Raw genomic sequence first — 24524 nt, 5'->3', positions numbered from 1 at the left:
CAGAAGGTAGTGCCTTTATTAATAACCTTTAAGCTTGAAGTAATCTCCTTGAATAATTAGATCTGCAATTTTGAATGTATCTTTTAAATGAGTTTCTTCATTTTCATCTTTAGGAGTACCTATTATTTCTCCATAATTTAAAATAGTTGAGTTTCTATTAGTATTAACTAAAATACGTCCCATAGATGTATTTTGGAATTTGTCTTTATCAATACCTAAAAGATATGATATAGTTGGTAAGAAGTCTACTTGACCTCCAGCATTAGAAATTGTAGCTGCCTCTATATCTTTATTGTAAATAATTAGAGGAATCTTTTTATTATTTTCTTGCCACCAATTACCCTCAAGTGGTGCATCGACAATATCTTCTTCATAGAATTTATGAACTCCACAGTGATCTCCATAAATCATTATTACAGTATTATCAAGTTGTCCATTTTTATCTAGTTCCTCTAAAAATATTTTAATTGCTTCATCAGTATATCTAATGCTTTGGAAGTAAGCACCTAGCATATTATTATCTAGTTCTTTAGGTAAATCTAATAACTTTTTATCCTCTGGAATATCAAAAGGTCCATGACTAGTTAATGTAGTAACAAAAGTATAAAATGGCTCTGTTTCATCTTTTAATTTATTAGCTAGTTGTTTTAAGTATGATTCATCTGATAAACCAAGTCCAATAACTTCATCTAAGTTGAATTCATTAATATCCCAAATCTTATCAGCTCCAAATGCTTTATGAGGTTCTGCCCAGTTCCAGCTTCCAGGAAGCTCTGCATGTGTAGAAATAGTTGTATATCCTTCTTCGTTCAATAGTTTTTGAAGGCTATTATAAGTAGTCCATGAGTATGTAGGGAAAGTACTGTAATTCCTTAATGGAAAAATTGAAGTGTTAACCATTAAGTCTGCATCAGAACTTGTTCCTGAATTATTTTGCTCATAAATATTATCAAAATATAAACTGTTTGATAGTAATTTATTTAATGTAGGAGTAATCTCTTGTCCATAAACAGTTTGATTAATAACAAAGTTTTCTAAAGATTCAACTTGTATTGCAATTAGATTTTTGCCTTCAAGATATCCTTTATATTCATTATCTTCTATATCCTCTTTGTTGTTTTCAAACCAAGTATCTATTTCATTAACTTCTGACTCTGTTAATCCATTATCTAAATCTGAATAAAAAAACAAATCATATCCATGATAACCTAGTGGACTCATATCACTATATGTTTGAAAAGGAGCCCAGGATTGGCTAAGGAATGTTTGACCTGACACTCCTTTTATATCTATGTAATAATGATAAAGATAAATTGAAAATCCACATATTATAAATACTACAGCAGTTTTTACAAACCTTATAATAAGTTTTGAAGTATCATTGAAGCCTTTGTTTTTTGTTAATTTAATTATGATAAAGAAAAATATAAAATCAATAAAAAATAATAAATCTACTATTCTAAAATTAAATAAATTTTTTCCTATTGGATTAAATATTTCAGGATGAAGTAAATGTCTAATAGATAAAAAGTTTCCATTTATTCTGTAATACCAAATATCTAATAAAAATAAAATAGTAATAAATATATCTATAGTTAAAGCTACTTTTATCTTACTTTTATATTTAAATAAAAATATAATACTACAAATTAAAGCTATTATTAATAAATGAGCTTTAATAACTGGTGTACCAAAATACATTGTAGAAATACTAATACTTGATGAATTTGGTGATCTTAACATTGAAAGTAAAAGCATTGACTTTAATTGTATTATGAATACCATTAATACAAATAACCAATTATTATAGAATAGACTTTTTAAAAATTTCTTCATACATGTTCCTCCAAAGTAATTCATTTGCTTTCCTTATTTTATATTAAATAAGACAGTATTTCTATAAAAATAGATATTATGTAAACAAAAATTAATAATATTTCAGTGTATGGAAAAATATACTTGATTATCTATTATTAGTAATATATAATTAGTGTAAAAATAAATAGTATCTTATTAAGAGTGGTGGAGGGACTGGCCCTATGAAACCCAGCAACCTATTTATAAATATAAATGTGGTGCTAATTCCAACAGTTTATCTGAAAAATAAGAGTACTAGTATAAAATTTAATAATTTTGTATTTAGGAATTCTTTCTATGTTGAGGGAATTCTTTTTTATTTAAAAAGGGGGAATTAAATATGTCAAAACAACAATTAGACTTTGAAACTATTTCAGTAAGAGGATTCAGTAAAGGAGACAAAGTAACCGGAGCAATAAGTTATCCTATTTATCAAACTGCAACTTTTAAACATCCTGAATTAAATAAAAGTACAGGGTATGACTATTCAAGAACTAATAATCCCACTAGAGAAGAGGTTGAAAATACATTATCTTTATTAGAAGATGGTACTGGGGCATTAGCATTTTCTACAGGCGTTGCAGCTATTTCAGCATGTATTCATTTATTTAAACCTAATGATCATATTATAATATCTGAGGATCTTTATGGAGGTACTTATAGGCTATTTAATGACATTTATAGTGTATTTGGCATAAAAGCTTCCTTTGTAGATACATCAAATTTAGAAGAAGTTAAATCTGCAATTAATAAAAATACACGATGTATATTCATTGAAACACCTTCCAATCCATTAATGAGAGTGAGTGATATAAAAGAGATTTCTGAAATTTGTAAAAAATATAACTTACTATTTATAGTGGATAATACTTTTTTAACACCGTACCTTCAAAAACCAATTTCGCTTGGAGCTGATATAGTTATTCATAGTGGAACTAAATTTTTAGGTGGACATAACGATGTTTTAGCTGGATTTTTAGTTGTAAATAATTTGGAAATATACAACAAACTTAAAATAATCCAGAATTCTATAGGTGCTACATTATCTGCTTTTGATTCATGGTTAATTTTAAGAGGATTAAAAACTCTTTCTATAAGAGTTAAAAAAGCACAAGAAAATGCAATAGAAGTAGCTAAATATCTAAAGGAAAATTCAAAAATAGAAAATATATATTACGTTGGCTTAGAAGATAATTTAGGTTATGAAGTTAATTTGAAACAATCGAAAGGATTTGGCTCAATGATTTCTTTTAGAGTAAAAGATAAAAATATAATTCCTAAAATATTAAAGGATTTAAAAGTAATATCATTTGCTGAAAGTTTAGGTGGAGTTGAAAGCTTAATAACTTATCCATTTACACAAACACATGTAGATATGCCTAATAAATTGAAAGAAAAACTAGGGGTAGATGAAAGATTACTTAGATTAAGTGTTGGAATAGAGAGTATTAGAGATATATTAAATGATTTGAAATCAGTATTGGAGGATTAATATGAGATTTGCAACAAAATTATTACATGGAGAAAACACTATAGATAGAAGTACAGGCGCAGTTACATTGCCTATATATCAAAGTTCAACTTTCCATCAATTTGATATAGATAATTTTGGCAAATATGACTATGCTAGATCAGGAAATCCTACTAGAAAGTACTTAGAGGAAGAATTTGCGCAGTTAGAAGGTGGAAGTTATGGATTTGCTTTTTCATCAGGAATTGCAGCGATTTCCTCTGTAATAAGTATATTTTCATCAGGAGATCACTTAATAGTAGCAGAGGATGTTTATGGTGGAACTTATAGAGCTGTAACAAAACTTTTTAATCGGTTTAATATAGAGTTTACTTTTGTTAATACAAATAATATTGAAAATATAAAAAGTGCTATTAAGAAGAATACAAAGGCTATTTATCTAGAAACACCATCAAATCCACTTTTAAAGATTACAGATTTAAATGCTGCTATAAGTTTAGCAAAGGATAATAATTTAATTACTATTGTAGATAATACTTTTATGTCTCCATATTTACAAAGACCGTTAGAACTAGGAGCTGATATTGTAGTACATAGTGCTACAAAGTTTATTGGAGGACATAGTGATGTAATAGCAGGTCTTTCTGTAACTAAAAATAAGAATATAGCTGATGAAATATATAAGATTCAAAATGGATTTGGAGCTATATTATCGCCACAAGATTGTTATTTAGTTTCTAGAGGATTAAAAACCTTAAAGGTTAGAATGGAAGAATCTCAAAGAAATGCTTTAAAGCTTGCTAATTGGCTAGAAAAACAAGAAGAAATAGAGAAAGTTTATTATCCAGGTCTTATTAATCATAATGGATATGAAATTCATAAAAATCAATCTTTTGGTCCAGGGGCAGTATTATCATTTAAATTTAAGACTTTAGATCAAACTAAATACTTTTTAAATAATGTAGAAAATGTAGTTGTTGCTGTAAGTTTAGGAGCAGTTGAAACTATAGTATCTTATCCAGTAAAAATGAGCCATGCTGCTATTCCTAGGGAAGAAAGAGAAAGGCTTGGAATAACAGACACTCTAATTAGAGTATCTGTTGGTTTAGAGGATATAGAAGATGTAATTTGTGGGTTTAAAAAAGCGTTCATAAATTGCTAGTATTTAATACTAAGAAAAATTCGGATATTTTTTATCTATAAATAAAAAATATAACAAAATTAAAAATCATTGACAATATTATATTAAAGAGATATTATATAATCTAATATATTAATTGTATAAAATTAAATTTAATATTACAATTTGTAGGTGATTTAATGATTAAATATAATAATTTAAAGCTAGATAATCAGTTATGCTTTTCTTTATATGCTTTATCTAGAGAAATAATAAAGCTATATAAACCATTATTAGATGAGTTAAATTTAACATATACTCAATACTTAGTAATGTTAGTTTTGTGGGAAGAAGAAAAATCAACTGTAAAACATCTAGGTAATAGACTACATTTAGACTCTGGAACATTAACGCCTCTTCTAAAAAAGCTTGAATCTATGGGTTTAATAAGAAAATATAGATCAGAATATGATGATAGGGTAGTAATTGCCAAGTTAACTAAAGAGGGAGAGGAACTTCAGGAAAAAGCTAAAAATATTCCTAGTAAAATGTTATGTAGCATAAATATTGAAGAAAAAAAAGTTAAAAAATTAAAAAATGAATTAGATGAAGTTCTAGAAAATTTAAAGTTATAAGCTATATAAATATTAAGGAAAACATAAAGTGGTGAAAGATTGTATTTCACCACTTTTAAAATTTTATTGCAGAAAAACATATACTAGAGTAGTATATTAATTGTTTATTAAAAAATCGGAGTGATATTATGGAAGAAAGATTGCAAAAGTTTATGGCTAGATGCGGAATAGCTTCTAGACGTAAATGTGAAGAAATAATACTAAGTGGTAAGGTTAGAGTTAATGGTAAGATTACAAATGAACTTGGTATTAAGATAAATTCAGAAGTTGATATAGTTTCTTGTGAAGGAAAGATAATAAAACCAGAGGAAAAAAAGCTCTATATTATGCTTAATAAACCTGAAGGATATATTACTTCTGTAAAGGATGAAAAAGGCAGAAAAACTATATTAGACCTTGTAAAAGTAGAAGAAAGAATTTATCCAATTGGAAGGTTAGATTATGATAGTTCAGGATTAATTTTATTAACTAATGATGGAGATATATATAATAAGATAATTCATCCTAGAGTTAAAGTAGAAAAAAAATATATAGTTTTGTGTAAGGGAGAATTTACCAAGGAAGAGTTAACTAAATTTGAGAATGGTGTAGATATTGGTGGTTATATTACTGCTAAATCTAAAATAAAAATTCTTGATAAAGAAAAAGATAGAAAAACTAATAAAATTAATACTTTGGTTGAAGTTATTATACATGAAGGTAAAAATAGACAAATTAGAAGAATGTGTGAAGCTTTAGGTCATGAAGTAATTACCTTAAATAGAGTAGCCGTTGGAAATATTAAATTAGGTTACTTAAAGAAAGGTGAATGGAGAGAGTTAAGAGAAGATGAGCTAAAGTATATAAACTCATTATAGGGGTATATTATGTACAGATATGTTGGAAATATAAGTGATTTATCTCATTATATTATTAAAAATTTTATGGAAAATAGAAATATAGCTATTGATGGAACGTTAGGTAATGGATATGATACAGACTTTTTATCATCATTCTTTTCAAAAGTTTATTCTTTTGATATTCAAGAAGAGGCCTGTAATAATTACATAAATAAAAATATAGAGAATGTAAAAATAATAAATGATTCTCATCATTTATTTAAGAAATATATTAATGATAAAGTTGATTGTATAATGTATAATTTAGGATTTTTACCTGGTGGAGATAAGAGTATAACAACTTTACATGAAACTTCTCTAAAAAGTATAAAAGAAGGATTAGATATTTTAAATAATGGTGGAATAATGACCATATGTATCTATAGAGGTCATAATGAAGGTAAAATTGAAGAAACTTGCATTTTAGAGTATCTTAAAAATTTGCCTAAAAATCAGTTCGGAGTTATGATTCAATCATACTTAAACAGGCAGAATAACTCACCTTTATTAGTTGTAGTTGAGAAAAAATAAAATTGACAACCTTTCAATTAATTACAAGTTTTTATGGCGATTATATATTAAAATGAAATAAATATTGATGATTTATTCAAAAAATGATAATATATAATTATTAATTGTAAGTTTAAACGAAAAGAAGGTATACGGATGGATAATAATCTAAATGATAACTCAAAGGACTTAATGCGATTAATACAATCAAGGTTTCCAAGATTGAGTAAAGGTCAAAAATTAATTGCAGAATATATTTTAAAAAGTTATGATAAGGCAGCATTTATGACAGCTGCTAAGCTAGGAGTTTCAGTGGGAGTTTCAGAATCTACTGTAGTTAGATTCGCAAATGAACTAGGTTTTTCTGGATATCCTAAGCTTCAAAAAGCATTACAGGAATTAATAAAAAATAAACTTACTACAGTTCAAAGATTAGAATTATCAAATGATTATATTAGTGAAGGTTATGCTCTTAAAGGAGTTCTTAAGGCTGATATGGAAAATATAAGGGCAACCCTTGAAAAGATAAATTATAATACTTTTGAAGATGTTGTAAATAAAATTTTTGAAGCTAAAAGAATATATATAATAGGTCTTAGAAGCTCGACTGCTTTAGCTGAATTTTTAGGATTTTACCTAAATATAATATTGCAAAATGTTAAGACTGTTGGATATGGTATATCCGATATATTCGAACAAATGATAAATGTAGAAGAGGGAGATTTAGTTATAGGAATAGGTTTTCCAAGATATGCATCAAGAACTATAGATGCTTTAGCTTTCGCTCAGGATAGAGGAGCAAATGTTGTTGCTATAACTGATAGCCTTTTATCTCCATTAGCAGCAAAAGCAGATTATTCATTAATAGCTCAAAGTAATATGGCTTCTTTTGTTGATTCATTAGTTGCTCCTTTATCTGTGATTAACGCATTAATAATAGCAGTTGGAATGAGAGAAAAACAAAGTATAACTAGTACTTTTAATAGCCTTGAATCTATATGGAGAGAATATAACGTATATTCATATAATAATAGAAATGTTGGCGAAGATTAAGATTGTTGCTAAGCTATGTTAACTCATATCTTAGCACTTTTTATTATATAGAAGTTGAATTAGAGAAATTTAAATGATATATTAATTAAGATAAAATAATGCAGTTTGGAGGATTATAATGAAAAAAGTTATAGTTATTGGAGCTGGTCCAGCTGGTATGATGGCAGCTATATCAGCTGCTAAGAATAATAACGAAGTAATATTACTTGATGGGAATGAAAAGGTTGGGAAAAAACTATTTATTACTGGTAAAGGAAGATGTAATGTTACAAATAGCAAGGATATATCAGAATTTTTTGATTATATTCCAGGGAATCCTCATTTTTTATATAGTGCATTATATTCATACACTAATGAAGATACTGTTAATTTTTTTGAATCTCAGGGTATTAAGCTTAAAAGTGAAAGAGGAGGTAGGATTTTCCCTGCTTCTGATAAATCTTCAGATATAATTAAAGGATTAATAAAAGAATTGAAAAAAAGTAATGTAGAGATAAAATTAAATAGTAAAGTTACAAATATAAAATTTAGTAACAATACTATAGAAGAAGTTGAAATAAATAATAGCTACTATATTAAAGCAAATCATTTTATTATAGCTACAGGAGGAGTCTCTTATCCTTTAACTGGATCTACAGGTGATGGTATAAGTTTTTCAAAAATGCTTGGACATAATATAATAAAATTAAAACCTTCATTAGTACCTATAGAAATAATGGATTTATGGATAAGGGATTTAACTGGTTTAAATCTAAGAAATATAGAAATATCTTTATTTAACGAAAATATTAAAAAGCCATTATATAAGAATAACGGGGAGATGTTATTTACAAGTTATGGACTATCAGGACCAATTATTTTAAAAGCTTCTAGGTATATAGAAAAAAGAAATAATTATACTTTACTTTTAGATTTAAAACCTGCATTATCTTATGAAGAGCTTGATAAGAGAATTCAAAAGGATTTTAAAAAGTATATAAATAAGGATTTTAAAAATTCTTTAGATGAATTACTTCCACAAAAGTTAATACCTACTATAGTTAAACTTTCGAATATAGATGAAGATAAAAAGGTAAATGAAATAACTAAGGAAGAAAGAAAGTATTTAGTTAATTTAATTAAAGGTGTTAAAATGAAAATAAAAGGATTAAGACCGATAGAAGAAGCAATAGTAACTTCAGGTGGTGTAGATACTCTAGAAATAGATCCGTCAACAATGAAATCTAAATTAGTTAGTAATTTATCTTTTGCAGGAGAAGTAATAGACGTAGATGCTTTTACCGGTGGGTATAATGTACAAATTGCATTATCTACAGGTTATTTAGCCGGAAGTAATATATAAAATGCTTGTTTAAAATTTATAAAAATAATATAATTTATATGATAATGTTTTTCAAGAACGAAAGGTGGAATATTATTTTGAGAATATCAGTTGCTATAGATGGACCAGCAGGAGCTGGTAAAAGTACAATTGCAAAATTAGTTGCTAAAAACTTTAATTTAATGTATATAAATACAGGAGCAATGTATAGAGCTGTAGCCTTAGTAGCAAAAGAAAATAATATAGGGGATACAGATATAGAAACTTTATGTAATTTAATAGATTCTTTTGATATGAAGTTTGAAAATGATGACTTAATATTAAATGGGGAAAATATTCAAGAACAAATTACTATGCCAGAAATTAGTGCAATAGTATCAAAATATGCATCTATTAAAGAAGTAAGAAGCAAATTGGTTAAATTGCAAAGAGAGATGTCAAAGAAGTTTGATGTTATAATGGATGGTAGAGATATTGGAACGGTTGTATTAAAGGATTCAAAGTTTAAGTTTTTCTTAACAGCAACTCCTGAAGCAAGAGCTGAAAGAAGATATAAGGAGTTAAAAAATAGGGGGTTAACAGTAGATTATTCTACTATTTTAGAAGATATAATAAAAAGGGATTATATCGATAGCAATAGAGAGGTTGACCCATTAAGGAAAGCAGATGATGCTATTGAAATAGATACTACTAATCTTTCAATTGAAGAAGTAGTAGAACAAATATCCCTAAGTATAAAAAAATAAAAAATTTCTTAGGAGAATTAATATGAGTAAAGTTATATTAGCAGAAAATGCTGGATTTTGTTTTGGAGTTCAAAGAGCTGTAGAAGAAGCTCTAAAAGTAAAAAAACAATATGATAAAAAAATTTATACATTAGGACCACTAATACATAACAATGATGTTGTTATGTATTTAGAAGAAAATGATATATATGCTGTAGATTATAGCGAAATTTATAAATTAAACGAAGGTGATGTAATCTTAATTAGATCACATGGAGTATCTAAAGAAGTTTTAGAAAATCTTGAAAGTCGTGGGTTAATCGTTGTAAATGCAACATGTCCATATGTTACTAACATACACAAAAAGGTTAATAAATATTCAGATTTAGGATATAATATTGTTATTTTAGGTGATGAAAAGCATCCTGAAGTAGTTGGTATAAATGGATGGTGTAAAAATAAAGCTGTAATAACTAAAGATGGTAATTTTACTGAAAAGCTACCTAAAAAGATATGTGTAGTATCTCAAACTACTGAAAAAGAAGAAACATGGAGAAATACAGTAAGCAATTTATCTTCTGTTTCAAAAGAATTATTAGTCTTTAATACAATTTGCTCTGCAACAGAAGTAAGACAAAAAAGTGCTAATGAATTATCTAGAACTGTAGAGACTATGATTGTTATTGGAGGAAAAAATAGTTCTAATACAACTAAACTTTATCAAATATCAAAGGCAAATTGCCAAAATACAATTCATATTGAGAATTCTAAAGAACTTACAAAAGAGTTCATAGAAGCAAATAAAGATAAAACTGTCGGGATTACTGCTGGTGCATCTACTCCTGATTGGATAATAAAAGAAGTAATTGATATTATGGAGGGAAAAAACTAAATGGAAGATCAATTAAAGCTAATGGAAGAAATGGATAGAAGATTTAGAATTGGAGATGAAATTAAAGGAGAGGTGTTATCTATAGGTAGAGATGAAGTTATAGTATCTTTAGTTGGATATAAATCTGATGGGGTTATACCATTTAAAGAATTAACTTCAGAAGAAAATTTAGATTCTTGCCTTGAAACAATCACTGTAGGAGATGAAATAACTGCAAAGGTTATTAAGCTAAAAAATGAAGATGGTAATGTAGTTCTTTCGAGATTAGAATATGAAAAGAAAGAAACATTAAAAGAACTAGAAGATAAGTTTAATAGTAAAGAAAGCTTTAAGATAAAAATTAAAGATGCTATTGAAAAAGGTCTAATTGGATATTATAAAGGAGTAAGAATATTTGTACCTTCATCTCAAGTAGACATAAGATATTCTAATGATAGAAGTAACTTAATAGGAGAAGAATTAGAAGTTAGATTAATAGATTTCTCTATAGAAAATCCATTAAAAGTTGTAGCTTCCAAGAGAGTAATCCTTGAAGAAAAAAAGAAAGTTATAGAAGATGCTGCATGGAAAAATATTAAAGTTGGAGAAGTTGTAAAGGCTGAAGTTAAAAGATTTACAGACTTTGGTGCTTTTGCAGATATAAATGGAGTAGATGGATTAATTCATTTATCACAAATATCATGGAATCACGTTAAATCAGCAGACAGTGTTCTTAAAAAAGGTCAAATAGTTGATGTTAAAATAATTGAAGCTGATAGAGAAAAAAATAGAATTTCTTTAAGTATAAAAGCTTTAATACCAGAACCATGGAGCAATATTGAAGAAAAATATCCAGAAGGTTCAGCAGTTTTAGGAAAGGTAGTTAGAATAAGTGATTTTGGAGCTTTCGTTGAGTTAGAGCCTGGTGTAGATGGATTAGTTCATATTTCTAAAATAACTAATGAAAGAATAAGTAACCCTGCTGATGTTTTAAATATAGGCGATGAAGTAAAAGCCATAATTTTATCAGTAGATGCAGAAAATAAAAAAATTGCACTTAGCATAAGAGATGCAAAGTAATATATAAAATAAGACACACATATAATTTTATATGTGTGTCTTATTTTATATATTATAACCTTGACCTATATATTATATAAGAATTATACTTATTATAAAGAAAATAAGAGGGGTTTTATGGTAATGTTGGAAAAGTTAACATTAAATAATATGAATTATTTTAAAGAAATGTATAATAAAGATTTTAAAGAAATTAATTATAATAAAGATTTTTTTAGATGTTATGAAAGACAAAATTTTCTAATTAAATTTTTATATAGAAAGTTCATACGATTGATTAAAAAAAATGGGTATTATATTGGCTATATATGGTATGAAAGAGTCGAAGAAAAATGTATTAAAATTTGGGCTCTATATATAGATATAAATTATATAGATTTAATTGACAATTTAACATTATCTTATTTTAATAATAATATTCTTTTATATGAAGCTATAGATACTAGAGAAAATTCTATGATTCTAACAAAAATAGGTTTTAAAAAAGAAAACTACACAATGCTTTTAAATATGAATATAACTAATTATTTAAATAGTGATATTATTTTAAATGAATTTAATAGTGAAAAAAACACTTTAAAATCTAAGTTTAATATTAAAGAAGATGTTATATTTTCTTTAAAAAAACTAAATATAGGAAATGATGAAAAATTAAGATGTGATGTACAAAATGATATATTTTCTCAATGGAATAGGAAACCGTTAACTGTAGATGATATTTATGCTGATATGGCTCAAGATTACTTTTTAAAGGATTTATCTTTTTTTGGTAAGATAAATAATGAATATATTGGGTATGGTCAAATAATTTTTAATAGAAATATGTATACTATAGTTAATTTTGGAATAGTAAGTAAATATAGAGGGTTAGGATTAAGTAAGATTTTATTAAATGAAATCATAGATGAAGCTAGGCGGTATGGAATAAAAGAATTATATATAAGAGTGGATTCTGATAATACTAAAGCTATTAATTTATATAAGTGGATAGGTTTTAAAGAAATAAATAAGATACTTGTTTGGAAAAGAGACTAGAGGATATCTCGTAAATAGCTTTTATATATTTAATGAGATATTCTTTTTATTTTAATAACTTTTCATGAAATTTTAAAGCATTAATGAAATTTATTATAAAGATATTTAATATAAATATGTGAACTAATATCAAATTTTATTATAAGTATTTAAAAAAATGAATATTTTTATTATAATGTTACTGTAGAAAATATATTTCTAAGAAGGAGAATACTTATGAATGAACAAATAAAAGATTTAAAGTATTATATTGAAACTTGGGGATGTCAGATGAATGAGGAAGATTCTGAAAAGTTATCTGGTATGCTTAAAAGTATAGGATATAGTAAAACAGATAATTTAAATGAAGCTGGAATAATAATATATAATACTTGTTGCGTTAGAGAAAATGCAGAAAATAAGGTATTTGGTAACTTAGGAGAGTTAAAGCACTTAAAAAAGAAAAATCCTGATTTAATTGTTGCAGTTTGTGGTTGTATGATGCAACAAGAAGGAATGGCAGATAAGATACTTAGCAAATTTCCACATGTTAACATAATATTTGGAACACATAATGCTTATAAATTCCCTGAGTATTTAAATAGGGTAAGAACTGAAGGAGTTCAAGTTAAAGAAATATTTAATAAGGAAACAGAAATAGTAGAAGGATTACCAATAGATAGAGAAAGTTCAGTAAAGGCCTTTGTTACTATAATGTATGGCTGCAATAATTTCTGTACTTATTGTATAGTTCCATATGTAAGAGGAAGAGAAAGAAGTAGAAAATCTGAAGACATAATAAATGAAATAATAGATTTAGTATCAAAGGGATATAAAGAAGTAACTTTATTAGGTCAAAATGTTAACTCTTATGGTAAAGGATTAGAAGAAGATATAGATTTTGCTAAACTTTTAAGAAAAATAAATGAAGTTGAAGGCTTAGAAAGAATTAGATTTATGACTCCTCATCCAAAAGATTTAACGAAGGATGTTATAATGGCTATAAAAGAATGTGATAAGCTATGTGAGCAAGTTCATCTTCCAGTTCAAAGTGGATCTAATAGAATATTAAAGAAAATGAATAGACATTATACTAAAGAATCTTACTTAGAATTAGTTGAACTTATAAAGAAAGAAATTCCAGGAGTATCTATAACTACTGATATAATAGTTGGTTTCCCAGGAGAAACTGAAGAAGATTTCTTAGATACATTAGATTTAGTTAATAAAGTTCAATATGATTCAGCATTTACTTTTATTTACTCAAGAAGAAATAATACACCAGCTGATATGATGTTAAATCAAGTTCCAGATTCAGATAAGCACCATAGATTTGACAGATTAATAAAAGCTGTTAATGAAAGTGTTATAAGAAAAAATAAAGAGTTTGAAGGAAAAACTGTAGAAGTATTAGTTGAAGGTCCAAGTAAAAACGATGAAAGCAAATTTACTGGTAGAACTAGAAATGGAAAGCTAGTTAACTTCATAGGTGAAAATATAAAACCAGGTGATATAGTTAATGTAAAAATAGTAAGAGCTCAACCATTCTCACTTGTTGGGGAAGTAGAGTAATTAAATTATTCTACTATTTATTAAAGCAAAATAATTTTTATTTTAAAACCTATTGAATATTTTTAATTTTATTATTATAATAGTAAAAAAGTAATATTTATAAAGATTGTGATAAGGAAGAGTAATTTAACTAAACATTAAAGAGAGCTAAAGCTAGGTGAAAGTTTAGTATGGTATGTTAAATAAAAGCAGCCTTTGAATCTCGTATTGAAAAATAAGATTAATCTTAATTAGGTATTGACGGTTTTCTCCCGTTAAGGAGAAATGGATATATATTTATATCCATACTGAGTGAGTAATTTATTTTACTTATTAGGGTGGTACCGCGGAAGCTTCGTCCTTCGTCCCTTTTTATTAGGGATGAAGGACTTATTTTATTTTTTTAAGAAATTATAAAGGAGCTTAACCTTTTATAATTTTTTCCTTCAGCTCTGAGGTGCTTTATTACTTGGAGATTGAGATAAAATAAACAAAATCATATAGAAGTACTTATTTATTATTTATATGGAGGTATTTAGAATGGATGAAATATTAGAAGTTTTAGAAAAAAATAGTAGGTATAAGGATGAAGAAATAGCTACAATGACTGGCAAAACTGTAGAGGAAGTTAGAGATGCAATAAGGGATTATGAAGAAAAAAAAATTATTGCTGGATACACAACTCTAATTAATTGGGAAAATACAGGAAAAGAAACTGTAACAGCTTTGATCGAAGTTAAAATAACTCCTCAAAGAGGTGTTGGATTTGATAAAGTAGCAGAAAGAATATATAAATTTAATGAAGTAAAAGCCTGTTATTTAATGTCTTCAGGAGGATTTGACTTAACTGTAATAGTTGAAGGAAAAACAATGAAGGAAGTAGCATTATTTGTATCTGAAAAACTTGCTATTCAAGAATACGTAACTGGAACAGCAACTCACTTTGTCTTAAAGAAATATAAAGACCATGGCAGAGTATTTAAAGAAAGAAAAAATGAAGACAGGGAGGCTATATTTATATGATTCTAGAAGAAATGATATTAAGTAACGTAAGAAACATGCCTCCATCAGGAATTAGAAAATACTTTGATTTAATTAATGAGATGGATGATGTTATATCTCTTGGAGTAGGAGAACCAGATTTTGTTACTCCATGGAATATCATAGAAGCCGGAATATATTCATTAGAAAAAGGACATACTCATTATTCTTCTAATGCAGGTTTTGTTGAGTTAAGAAAAGAAATTTCAAATTATTTAAATAGAAGATTTAATTTAAAATATGATCATAATGATGAAATATTAGTAACTGTAGGTGGAAGCGAAGGTATAGATCTTGCTTTAAGAGCATTAGTAGGGCCTGGTGATGAGGTTATAATTCCTGAACCAAGTTTTGTAGCATATAAGGGTTGTACAACTTTTTGTGGAGCTACACCTGTAACAATAAATTTAAGGCAAGAAGATGAATTTAAACTAACTGCAAAGTTATTAGAAGAAGCTATAACTCCTAAAACAAAGGTAGTTATAATTCCATTTCCTAATAATCCTACAGGGGCTATTATGACAAAAGATGAACTTAGAGAAATTGTAGAAGTGCTTAAAGATAAAAATATTATAATACTTTCTGATGAAATTTATGCTGAACTTTCTTATGATAAAGATCATTATTCAATTGCTTCTTTTCAAGAAGTTAGAGATAGAACTCTTGTTATTAATGGTTTTTCTAAAGCTTATGCTATGACTGGATGGAGATTAGGATATGTTTGCGGAAATCCAATATTAATAGATGCTCTAAAGAAGATACATCAGTATGCAATAATGTGTTCTCCAACAACAGCACAATATGCTGCTATTGAAGCATTAAAAAATGGTGATGATAGTGTTAGAGAAATGGCAAGAGAATATAATAGAAGAAGAAAAATTTTAGTTGAAGGATTTAGAGAAATGGGATTAGAATGTTTTGAACCCTTAGGTGCTTTATATGTTTTTCCATGCATTAAATCTACAGGACTAACTTCAGATGAATTCTGTGAAAAATTATTAATAGAAGAAAAAGTACTAGCTATACCTGGTAATGCTTTTGGTGAATGTGGCGAAGGTTTTATAAGAGCCTGCTATGCATCTTCTACTGAAGATCTGATAGAAGCTGTTAAACGAATAAAAAAATTTATAAAAAAATATAAAAACTAGATTAATAGTTTTATAATAAGAATAAGTAAAAGATAGTCTTTTCATACAATAAATATATTTTTTTATATAAATTTTCCAAATTGCTGTTGCAAAGTTATTAAATTAATAATATAATAATAAAAAATAAGTTTTGAACAACGGCGTTCAATAGATGGTTTTCTATTGTGCGCTTTTTTTTATAAATAAAAAGGGGGAAGTTATTATGTCAAAATATTCAAAGGAAGATGTATTAAGATTAGTGGAAGAAAATGGGGTTAAATTTATTAGATTACAATTTACTGATATATTTGGGGCGTTAAAAAATGTTGCTATTACAAATAAGCAATTAGAAAAAGCACTAGATAATCAAGTTATGTTTGATGGTTCTTCAATCTCTGGGTTTGTTAGAATAGAGGAATCAGACATGTATTTAAGACCTAACTTGGATAGTTTTGTTATTTTTCCATGGAGACCTCAACAAGGCAAGGTTGCTAGATTAATATGTGATATCTATAGACCTGAAGGAAATCCTTTTGAAGGAGATCCTAGAAATATATTGATGAAGATTTTAAAAGAGGCAGAAGAGTTAGGATTCTCAATGAATGTTGGACCAGAATGTGAATTTTTCTTATTGAATACAGATGAATATGGACAACCAATATTAAAAACACAAGATGATGCTGGATACTTTGATTTGAGTCCTTTAGATGCTGGTGAAAATGTAAGAAGAGATATTACATTAGCATTAGAAGATATGGGATTTGAAATTGAAGCATCACACCATGAAGTTGCAGCTGGACAAAATGAAATAGACTTTAAATATGAAGATGCATTAACTACTGCTGATAATATAATGACATTTAAGTTAGTAGTTAAATCAATTGCTCAAAGACATGGAGTTCATGCAACATTTATGCCTAAGCCATTTTTCGGAATCAATGGGTCAGGGATGCATGTTAATATGTCATTAAATAAGGATGGAAGAAATGCTTTTGTTGATGAAAATGATAAATTAGGCTTAAGTAAAACAGCTTATAGTTTTATTGCAGGATTAATAAAACATATTAAGGGAATATCAGCTATAACTAATCCTCTTGTAAACTCTTATAAGAGGTTAGTACCGGGATATGAAGCTCCAGTTTATATTGCATGGTCTGCTAAAAATAGAAGTCCATTAATAAGAGTACCAGCTACAAGAGGAAATGGAACAAGAGTTGAACTTAGATGTCCAGATCCATCAGCAAATCCATATTTAGTACTAGCGTGTCTTTTAGCCGCAGGACTTGATGGAATTAAAAATGATTTAGTACCATCAGAAAGTGTTGAAAAAAATATATTCAAGATGTCATTAGAAGATAGAAAAGAAGAAGATATAGAAAGTTTACCTGGAAGCTTAGAAGAAGCTATAAAATGTATGGAAGAAAGTGAATTAGTTAAGAAAACATTAGGTGAGCACACTTTCAATAATTATATTAAGGCTAAGAAGGCAGAATGGGATGATTACAGAAGTAAAGTTCATCAATGGGAGTTAGATAATTACTTGAATCAATATTAATTTTACTTGTAAGGGAGCAATGTAAATGGCAATAGATGTAATTATTGCACTGAATAACGATGTAATTTCTCAAAGGATAAAAACTATATTAACAGGAAATGGATACAATGTTATAGGTATGTGCACATATGGTAATGAACTTATACGAACTATAAGACAATTTTCTCCATCTATAGTCATTAGTGGGTATAAATTTAAAGATATAAATTTAATTGATATTTATGAAAATATTGGGGATGAATGTAGCTTTCTTGCTATAGTAAATGAACCATATAGGTCTTTTGTACAAGAATCAACAGATATTTTTTGCATTTCTAGTCCAGTAAATACTTCATTATTAATAAATACTTTAGATATCATTTATCAAAGTGAGAGAAGGGTTAAAAAGCTTAAAGAAAAAGTAAATGACTTAGAATTAAAAATAAATGAAAGAAAAGTAATTGAAAAAGTAAAAGGAATGCTTATGTTAGAAATGAGTATTTCTGAAGAAGAAGCTTATAGATACATTCAAAAGAATAGTATGAATTCTGGTATTAAAATGATTGATTATGCAAAGAATATTTTAAATCAAATAAATCATTAGTTTTATACTAGCCTTCTGGCTAGTATAGAACCCTATCCCTAAAAATACTTATTGAAAGGAGGACTTTTATGCTTAAAGATATAGGCTTATATAGAAGTTCTTTTGAACATGATGCTTGCGGAATTGGAGCTATAGTTAATATTAATGGAAATAAAACTCATAAATCTATTCAAGATGCTCTAAATATATTAATTAATTTAGAGCATAGGGGGGGGACAGGAGCTGACGGTAAAACTGGTGATGGTTCTGGTATATTATTTCAAATACCTCATAGATTTTTTAAGGAAGAAGCTCAAAAACTTGGTGTTATTCTTCCAAATGAGGGTGATTATGCTATAGGGATGTTCTTTTTGCCAATAGATAAATTAGAAAGAAAAATTTGTGTGAACATATTTGAAAAATTGTGTGAAGAAGAAAATTTAAAGATATTAGCTTGGAGATCTGTACCAGTAAATAAATTAGTTCTAGGCGATTTTGCTACATCATCCATGCCTTCTTTTAAACAAGTTATAATTGAAAAACCTTCAAGTATATTAGATTTTAGAGATTTTGAAAAAAAATTATATATTATAAGAAGAAGGTTTGAAAAAGAATTAGTAACAGAAAATGCATATATAGCTTCATTATCATCAAAGACAATAGTGTATAAAGGCCTATTGTTAGCGGGACAGCTTAAAAATTTTTATATTGACTTATCTAATGCAAAAGTTGAATCGGCAATAACAATGGTACATTCAAGATTTAGTACAAATACTGTACCTAGTTGGAAGAGAGCTCATCCGAATAGATATATTATTCATAATGGTGAAATAAATACTTTAAGAGGTAATATAAATAGTCTGTTAGCTAGAGAAGGAAGTTTATCTTCAGATGTATTAGGTGATGATCTTAAGAAAGTATTACCAATAATAAATAGTGAGGGTTCAGATTCTGCTATATTAGATAATACATTAGAATTTTTAATTATGAATGGTAAGAGTATTGAAGAATCAATTATGATGTTAGTTCCAGAACCTTGGGAAAAAAATAATTTCATTTCAAAGGAAGAAAAAGCTTTCTTCGAATATAATGCAACCTTAATGGAACCGTGGGATGGACCAGCAGCAATAGTATTTTCAGATGGTAATGTAATGGGAGCAACATTAGATAGAAATGGATTAAGACCTGCAAGATATTATATAACTAAAGATAATACTTTAGTTTTATCATCAGAAGTTGGTGCCTTAGATATAAGAAATGAAGAAATAATATCTAAAGGAAGATTAACCCCAGGAAAAATTTTATTGGTAGATACTATTAATAAAAAACTACTAAGTAATGAGGACGTTAAAAAAGAATATTATTCAAAAGAATCATATTTAAATTGGATTGATGAAAATATTATTAGCATAGAAGATTTATCTATATATAGTAGAGGTGATGATGAATTTAATATAAATAGAGACAAGCTTCTGCAGATATTCAATTATTCTTATGAAGATTTAAAAAATACAATCTTACCTATGTGCCAAAATGCTGAAGAACCTCTAAATTCAATGGGGGTTGATACTCCATTAGCGATATTATCAAAAGAATCACAATTATTATTTAATTATTTCAAACAACTATTTGCTCAAGTAACTAATCCACCTATAGATGCTATTAGAGAAGAAATAATAACATCAACAACAGTATATCTTGGATCATCAGGGAATATATTAGGTACTTTAAAAGATAATCAGAAAAAGATAAAGCTATCTTCACCTATTTTATCTAATGAGGATTTGAAAAAAATTAGAGATTTAAAAAATTCTCACTTTAAAGTAAAAACTATTTCAATTTCATATGGAAAAACTATTGAAGAATATGATTTAGAAATGGCTTTAGATAATTTATGTAGAAAATCTGAAAAGGCAATATCAGAAGGGTATAATTTAATTATTTTAAGCGATAAAAATGTTAATGATAGATTAATACCTATTCCTTCACTTTTAGCAACCTCTTCTGTCCATCATTATTTAATTAAAAAAGGGTTAAGAAGTAAAGTTGATTTAATAGTTGAAAGTGCAGAACCAAGAGAAGTCCACCATTTTGCAACATTAATAGGTTTTGGAGCTTCTGCAATAAATCCATATTTAGCATATGAAGCAATTTATAAGTTGAAAAATGATTTTTTACTTAAAGAAGATTACAATATTTTAATAAAAAAATATAAGAAGGCTATATTAAAGGGATTAGTAAAAATAATATCTAAGATGGGTATATCAACTATCCAATCTTATAAAGGTTCACAAATATTTGAAGCTGTTGGTATAAATCAACATGTTATAAATAAGTATTTTACTAATACTATTAGCAGAATTGAAGGAATTTCATTAAAAGAAATTCAGGATGAAGTGTTAAAAAGACATAGAAATGCTTATAGGGATAGTAATTTAAATTTTAAGTTTACTTTGGATTCTAATGGAAAAGATAAATACAGATCAGAAAAAGAAGAGCATTTATATAATCCATTAACAATATATAAACTTCAACAAGCAACAAGGACAGGCAATTATGATACTTATAAGGAATTTACTAAATTAATTGATGCGGAAGATTCTTTTATCACTTTAAGAAGCTTATTAGATTTTAAATTTTTAAGCAATCCAATTCCATTAGATGAAGTTGAAAGTGTTGAATCTATCGTTAAAAGATTTAAAACTGGTGCAATGTCATATGGTTCTATTTCAAAAGAAGCACATGAAGCTTTAGCTATTGCAATGAATAGAATTGGTGGAAAATCTAATACAGGAGAAGGTGGAGAAGATAGTGATAGATTTACTCCTGATGAAAATGGCGATTGGAGACGTTCTGCTATAAAACAAATAGCTTCAGGAAGATTTGGGGTAACATCTGAGTATTTAGTAAATGCAACTGAGCTACAAATAAAAATGGCTCAAGGGGCTAAGCCTGGTGAAGGTGGACAACTTCCAGCTAAGAAAGTATATCCATGGATAGCAAAAACAAGAGGTGCTACTACAGCGGTAGGATTAATATCTCCTCCTCCACACCATGATATATATTCTATAGAAGATTTAGCACAACTTATTTATGATTTAAAACAATCAAATGATTTAGCTGATATATCTGTTAAGTTAGTTTCAGAAGCGGGAGTTGGAACAGTAGCTACTGGAGTTGCAAAGGCTGGTGCCAATGTAATATTAATTTCTGGTCATGATGGAGGAACTGGAGCCTCACCTAAAACCTCAATACAAAGTGCAGGATTACCATGGGAACTTGGACTTGCGGAAACACATCAAACGCTAATATTAAACGGATTAAGAGATAGGGTTAGATTAGAAGCTGATGGTAAATTAATGACGGGAAGAGATGTTGCTATAGCGGCACTTTTAGGAGCTGAAGAATTTGGCTTTGCAACAGCACCATTAGTAGCGTTAGGTTGTGTAATGATGAGAGTTTGTAATTTAGATACATGTCCTGTTGGAATTGCTACTCAAAATAAAGAGCTTAGAAAGAGATTCAAGGGTAAACCAGAGTATGTAATTAACTTTATGTATTTTATTGCAGAAGAATTAAGGGAATATATGTCTAAATTAGGTTTTAGAACTGTTGATGAAATGGTTGGAAGATTTGATAGACTTAAAGAAAAAGATAGTAAAAAAGGATTTAAGAGAAGTAAGGTTAACTTATCTTCATTATTAATTCAAGATTCTAGATTTTTTATAGCAAATAATAAATTTAATAAAAACTATAAAGAAAAGAAAGCAAATACTTTAGATAGAAGTTTATTAATACCTATGGTAGATAAATATTTCAATAATGAAGATTCATTGAATATAAATATAAATATAAATATAAATATAAATAATACAGATAGAGCTTTAGGTACACTTCTTGGATCTAAAATTACTAGAAAATATGGATTTAACGTATTAGATGAAGATTCTATAATTTTAAACTGTACAGGATCAGGAGGACAAAGTATAGGTGCTTTCATTCCTAAAGGTATAACTATAAAAGTTGATGGTGACTGTAATGATTATTTAGGAAAAGGATTATCAGGAGGAAAAATTGTAGTTAAAAATCCTTCAAATTGTAATATAAATCCTGAAGAAAATATAATTATTGGCAATGTTGCTTTATATGGTGCAACTTCAGGAAAGGTATTTATAAATGGAGTTGCAGGTGAAAGATTTGCTGTAAGAAATTCTGGTGCAACTGCTGTAGTTGAAGGTGTAGGAGATCATGGATGTGAATATATGACTGGAGGAACAGTTGTATTATTAGGAAAGTGTGGTTTGAATTTTGCCGCAGGTATGAGTGGTGGTATAGCTTATGTCTTCGATAAAGATAATTCCTTGAATAATAAATTGAATAAGGAATTGATTAGAGTTGAAGCTTTAGATGATAAAGATTTGATAATACTAAAAGATTTAATAGAAGAGCATGCTGAGTTGACCGAGTCTAATCTTGCTAAAAATATATTAAATAAATGGAGTGAAGAAGTTAAGCAGTTCAAAAAAATAGTTCCTAGCGATTATAAAAAAATAATAACTTTAATTGATAAGAAAAGGAAAGAAGGATTAAGTCATGATGATGCATTACTTGCTGCCTTTTATGAAAGGAGTGTAATGTAATGGGAAAACAAACTGGATTTTTAGAGTTTGAAAGAAAATTGGGAAAAAATGATTCTGTAACTGAAAGAGTAACTCATTACAAGGAATTTCATAATTTACTTTCTAAAGATGAACAAATAGAACAGGGTGCTAGATGTATGGATTGTGGAATTCCTTTTTGTCAGTCTGGTATACTTATTAAAGGAATGGCATCAGGATGTCCTTTAAATAACTTAATACCTGAGTTTAATGATTTAGTATATAATAATAATCTAAATTTAGCATTAGACAGATTGTTAAAGACAAATCCTTTTCCTGAATTTACAGGAAGAGTATGTCCTGCACCATGTGAATCTGCTTGTACTGTTTCAATAAATTCTCCAGCAGTTAGTATTAAAGAAAATGAAAGATTCATTATTGATAATGCATATAAAGAAGGTTTTCTTACAACTGATGCTCCTAAGTATAGAAATGAGAAGAAAGTTGCAGTAATAGGTTCAGGGCCTGCAGGTTTATCATGTAGTTATTATTTAAATAGATATGGATATTCTGTAGATGTTTATGAAAGAGAAGATAGAATAGGTGGACTATTAATGTATGGAATACCTAATATGAAATTAGATAAGGAAGTAGTTAATAGAAGAATAGAACTTTTAAAAGGGGAAGGGATTAATTTCTTTACTAATTGTGATATATGTTTAGATGATAACTTTAGAAATGAAGTTTTGAATGAATACGATGCTATAGTATTGGCTACTGGAGCAACTAAACCAAGAAATTTAAATATTCCTGGAAGAGATTTAAATGGAATTTACTTTGCTGTTGATTATTTAAAAGAAAACACTAGATACTTATTAAATAATTTAAAAAATGAAAAATTTATTTCTTGTAAAGATAAAAATGTTTTAGTAATTGGTGGTGGAGATACTGGTACTGATTGTGTTGCTACTTCTATAAGACAAGGATGTAGATCCGTAATTCAATTAGAAATAACCAATCCATTACCAAATGAAAGATTAGAAAGTAATCCTTGGCCAGAATGGAATAAAACATTAAAAATAGATTATGGCCAAGAAGAAGCACTTGAAATATTTGGTGAAGATCCTAGAAAGTATTGTAAAAGTGTTAAAGAATTTATTTCTGATGATATGGGGAATGTAAAATTCGCTAAAATTATAAAGGTTCAATGGTATACAGATGAATCAGGTAGATTTACTTTTAAAGAAATAGAAGGTAGCGAAGAAGTTATAGAAGTAGATATAGTCTTACTTGCTATGGGATTCTTAGGAACAGAGGAATATATAAGTAGTAGTTTGAATTTAAATTTAGATGACAGAGGAAATATAAAAGCTAAATATAAATCTTTTAAGACCAATAAAGAAAAGATATTTACTTGTGGTGATGCAAGAAGAGGGCAATCATTAGTAGTTTGGGCAATACGGGAAGGTTTAGAAGCTGCTAAAAGTATAAATGAATATCTAGATTAAAATATCCAATATAAAAATAAAAAAATGGTAAAAAGAATTTATGAATA

The 24524-nt window shown here is 27.6% G+C and carries 17 protein-coding genes, 1 pseudogene, 1 riboswitch and 1 other annotated feature; of the genes and pseudogenes, 17 read left to right on the top strand and 1 reads right to left on the bottom strand.

From position 1 onward, the window contains the following. Positions 1 to 18: 18 nt before the first annotated feature. Positions 19 to 1836, bottom strand: coding sequence for an LTA synthase family protein (locus ACQPVP_RS07350; protein ID WP_430848636.1), 1818 nt, complete (start codon positions 1834 to 1836; stop codon positions 19 to 21). A gap of 171 nt (positions 1837 to 2007) precedes the next feature. Continuing rightward, a riboswitch (SAM riboswitch) is annotated at positions 2008 to 2110 on the top strand. 87 nt (positions 2111 to 2197) lie between these two features. Here ACQPVP_RS07350 and ACQPVP_RS07345 point away from each other — a divergent pair. From ACQPVP_RS07345 to ACQPVP_RS07265, 17 genes and pseudogenes are all read left to right on the top strand, one after another. Further along, positions 2198 to 3349 (top strand): trans-sulfuration enzyme family protein, encoded by a 1152-nt coding sequence (locus tag ACQPVP_RS07345; protein WP_430848634.1) that lies wholly within the window; start codon positions 2198 to 2200, stop codon positions 3347 to 3349. A gap of 1 nt (position 3350) precedes the next feature. Continuing rightward, a complete protein-coding gene (locus ACQPVP_RS07340; protein ID WP_430848632.1) occupies positions 3351 to 4490 on the top strand; it encodes an aminotransferase class I/II-fold pyridoxal phosphate-dependent enzyme in 1140 nt (379 codons plus the stop codon). A 158-nt stretch (positions 4491 to 4648) separates the two neighbouring features. Further along, entirely contained in the window at positions 4649 to 5083 is a 435-nt protein-coding gene (locus ACQPVP_RS07335) for a MarR family winged helix-turn-helix transcriptional regulator (RefSeq protein ID WP_430848630.1), read from the top strand. A gap of 128 nt (positions 5084 to 5211) precedes the next feature. Further along, on the top strand, positions 5212 to 5940 hold the full coding sequence (locus ACQPVP_RS07330) for a pseudouridine synthase (protein WP_430848628.1): 729 nt from the start codon (positions 5212 to 5214) through the stop codon (positions 5938 to 5940). 9 nt (positions 5941 to 5949) lie between these two features. Then, a complete protein-coding gene (locus tag ACQPVP_RS07325; RefSeq protein WP_430848626.1) occupies positions 5950 to 6492 on the top strand; it encodes a tRNA (mnm(5)s(2)U34)-methyltransferase in 543 nt (180 codons plus the stop codon). A gap of 135 nt (positions 6493 to 6627) precedes the next feature. Beyond that, on the top strand, positions 6628 to 7524 hold the full coding sequence (locus ACQPVP_RS07320) for a MurR/RpiR family transcriptional regulator (protein ID WP_430840876.1): 897 nt from the start codon (positions 6628 to 6630) through the stop codon (positions 7522 to 7524). Between the two features lie 118 nt (positions 7525 to 7642). Further along, entirely contained in the window at positions 7643 to 8866 is a 1224-nt protein-coding gene (locus ACQPVP_RS07315; protein WP_430848624.1) for an NAD(P)/FAD-dependent oxidoreductase, read from the top strand. Between the two features lie 44 nt (positions 8867 to 8910). Continuing rightward, complete coding sequence (gene cmk, locus ACQPVP_RS07310) at positions 8911 to 9591, top strand: (d)CMP kinase (RefSeq protein WP_430848788.1); 681 nt, start codon at positions 8911 to 8913, stop codon at positions 9589 to 9591. A 22-nt stretch (positions 9592 to 9613) separates the two neighbouring features. Continuing rightward, positions 9614 to 11521: pseudogene (locus ACQPVP_RS07305) on the top strand (bifunctional 4-hydroxy-3-methylbut-2-enyl diphosphate reductase/30S ribosomal protein S1). A gap of 117 nt (positions 11522 to 11638) precedes the next feature. Beyond that, positions 11639 to 12556 (top strand): GNAT family N-acetyltransferase, encoded by a 918-nt coding sequence (locus ACQPVP_RS07300; RefSeq protein WP_430848622.1) that lies wholly within the window; start codon positions 11639 to 11641, stop codon positions 12554 to 12556. A 216-nt stretch (positions 12557 to 12772) separates the two neighbouring features. After that, on the top strand, positions 12773 to 14107 hold the full coding sequence (miaB, locus tag ACQPVP_RS07295; protein WP_430848620.1) for a tRNA (N6-isopentenyl adenosine(37)-C2)-methylthiotransferase MiaB: 1335 nt from the start codon (positions 12773 to 12775) through the stop codon (positions 14105 to 14107). A gap of 99 nt (positions 14108 to 14206) precedes the next feature. Continuing rightward, positions 14207 to 14459: a binding site (T-box leader), on the top strand. A 167-nt stretch (positions 14460 to 14626) separates the two neighbouring features. Further along, positions 14627 to 15109, top strand: coding sequence for an Lrp/AsnC family transcriptional regulator (locus ACQPVP_RS07290; RefSeq protein WP_430848618.1), 483 nt, complete (start codon positions 14627 to 14629; stop codon positions 15107 to 15109). Continuing rightward, positions 15106 to 16275, top strand: a complete 1170-nt coding sequence (locus tag ACQPVP_RS07285) for an aminotransferase class I/II-fold pyridoxal phosphate-dependent enzyme (protein WP_430848616.1) — start codon at positions 15106 to 15108, stop codon at positions 16273 to 16275. The genes ACQPVP_RS07290 and ACQPVP_RS07285 overlap by 4 nt, the downstream gene beginning before the upstream one ends. Before the next feature lie 202 nt (positions 16276 to 16477). Beyond that, positions 16478 to 17809 carry a type I glutamate--ammonia ligase gene (gene glnA / locus ACQPVP_RS07280; RefSeq protein ID WP_430848614.1) on the top strand — a complete coding sequence of 444 codons (1332 nt, stop codon included), beginning with the start codon at positions 16478 to 16480 and terminating at the stop codon, positions 17807 to 17809. A gap of 25 nt (positions 17810 to 17834) precedes the next feature. Then, positions 17835 to 18392 (top strand): ANTAR domain-containing response regulator, encoded by a 558-nt coding sequence (locus ACQPVP_RS07275; protein WP_430848612.1) that lies wholly within the window; start codon positions 17835 to 17837, stop codon positions 18390 to 18392. Between the two features lie 68 nt (positions 18393 to 18460). Next, entirely contained in the window at positions 18461 to 23011 is a 4551-nt protein-coding gene (gene gltB / locus ACQPVP_RS07270) for a glutamate synthase large subunit (RefSeq protein WP_430848610.1), read from the top strand. Beyond that, positions 23011 to 24477 carry a glutamate synthase subunit beta gene (locus ACQPVP_RS07265; RefSeq protein ID WP_430848608.1) on the top strand — a complete coding sequence of 489 codons (1467 nt, stop codon included), beginning with the start codon at positions 23011 to 23013 and terminating at the stop codon, positions 24475 to 24477. The genes gltB and ACQPVP_RS07265 overlap by 1 nt, the downstream gene beginning before the upstream one ends. Positions 24478 to 24524 lie beyond the last annotated feature (47 nt).

The sequence above is a fragment of the Clostridium nigeriense genome (assembly GCF_050585265.1).
In the GTDB taxonomy this organism is placed as follows: Bacteria; Bacillota; Clostridia; order Clostridiales; family Clostridiaceae; genus Clostridium; species Clostridium nigeriense_B.
This window is presented reverse-complemented; position numbering and strand designations above follow the sequence as displayed.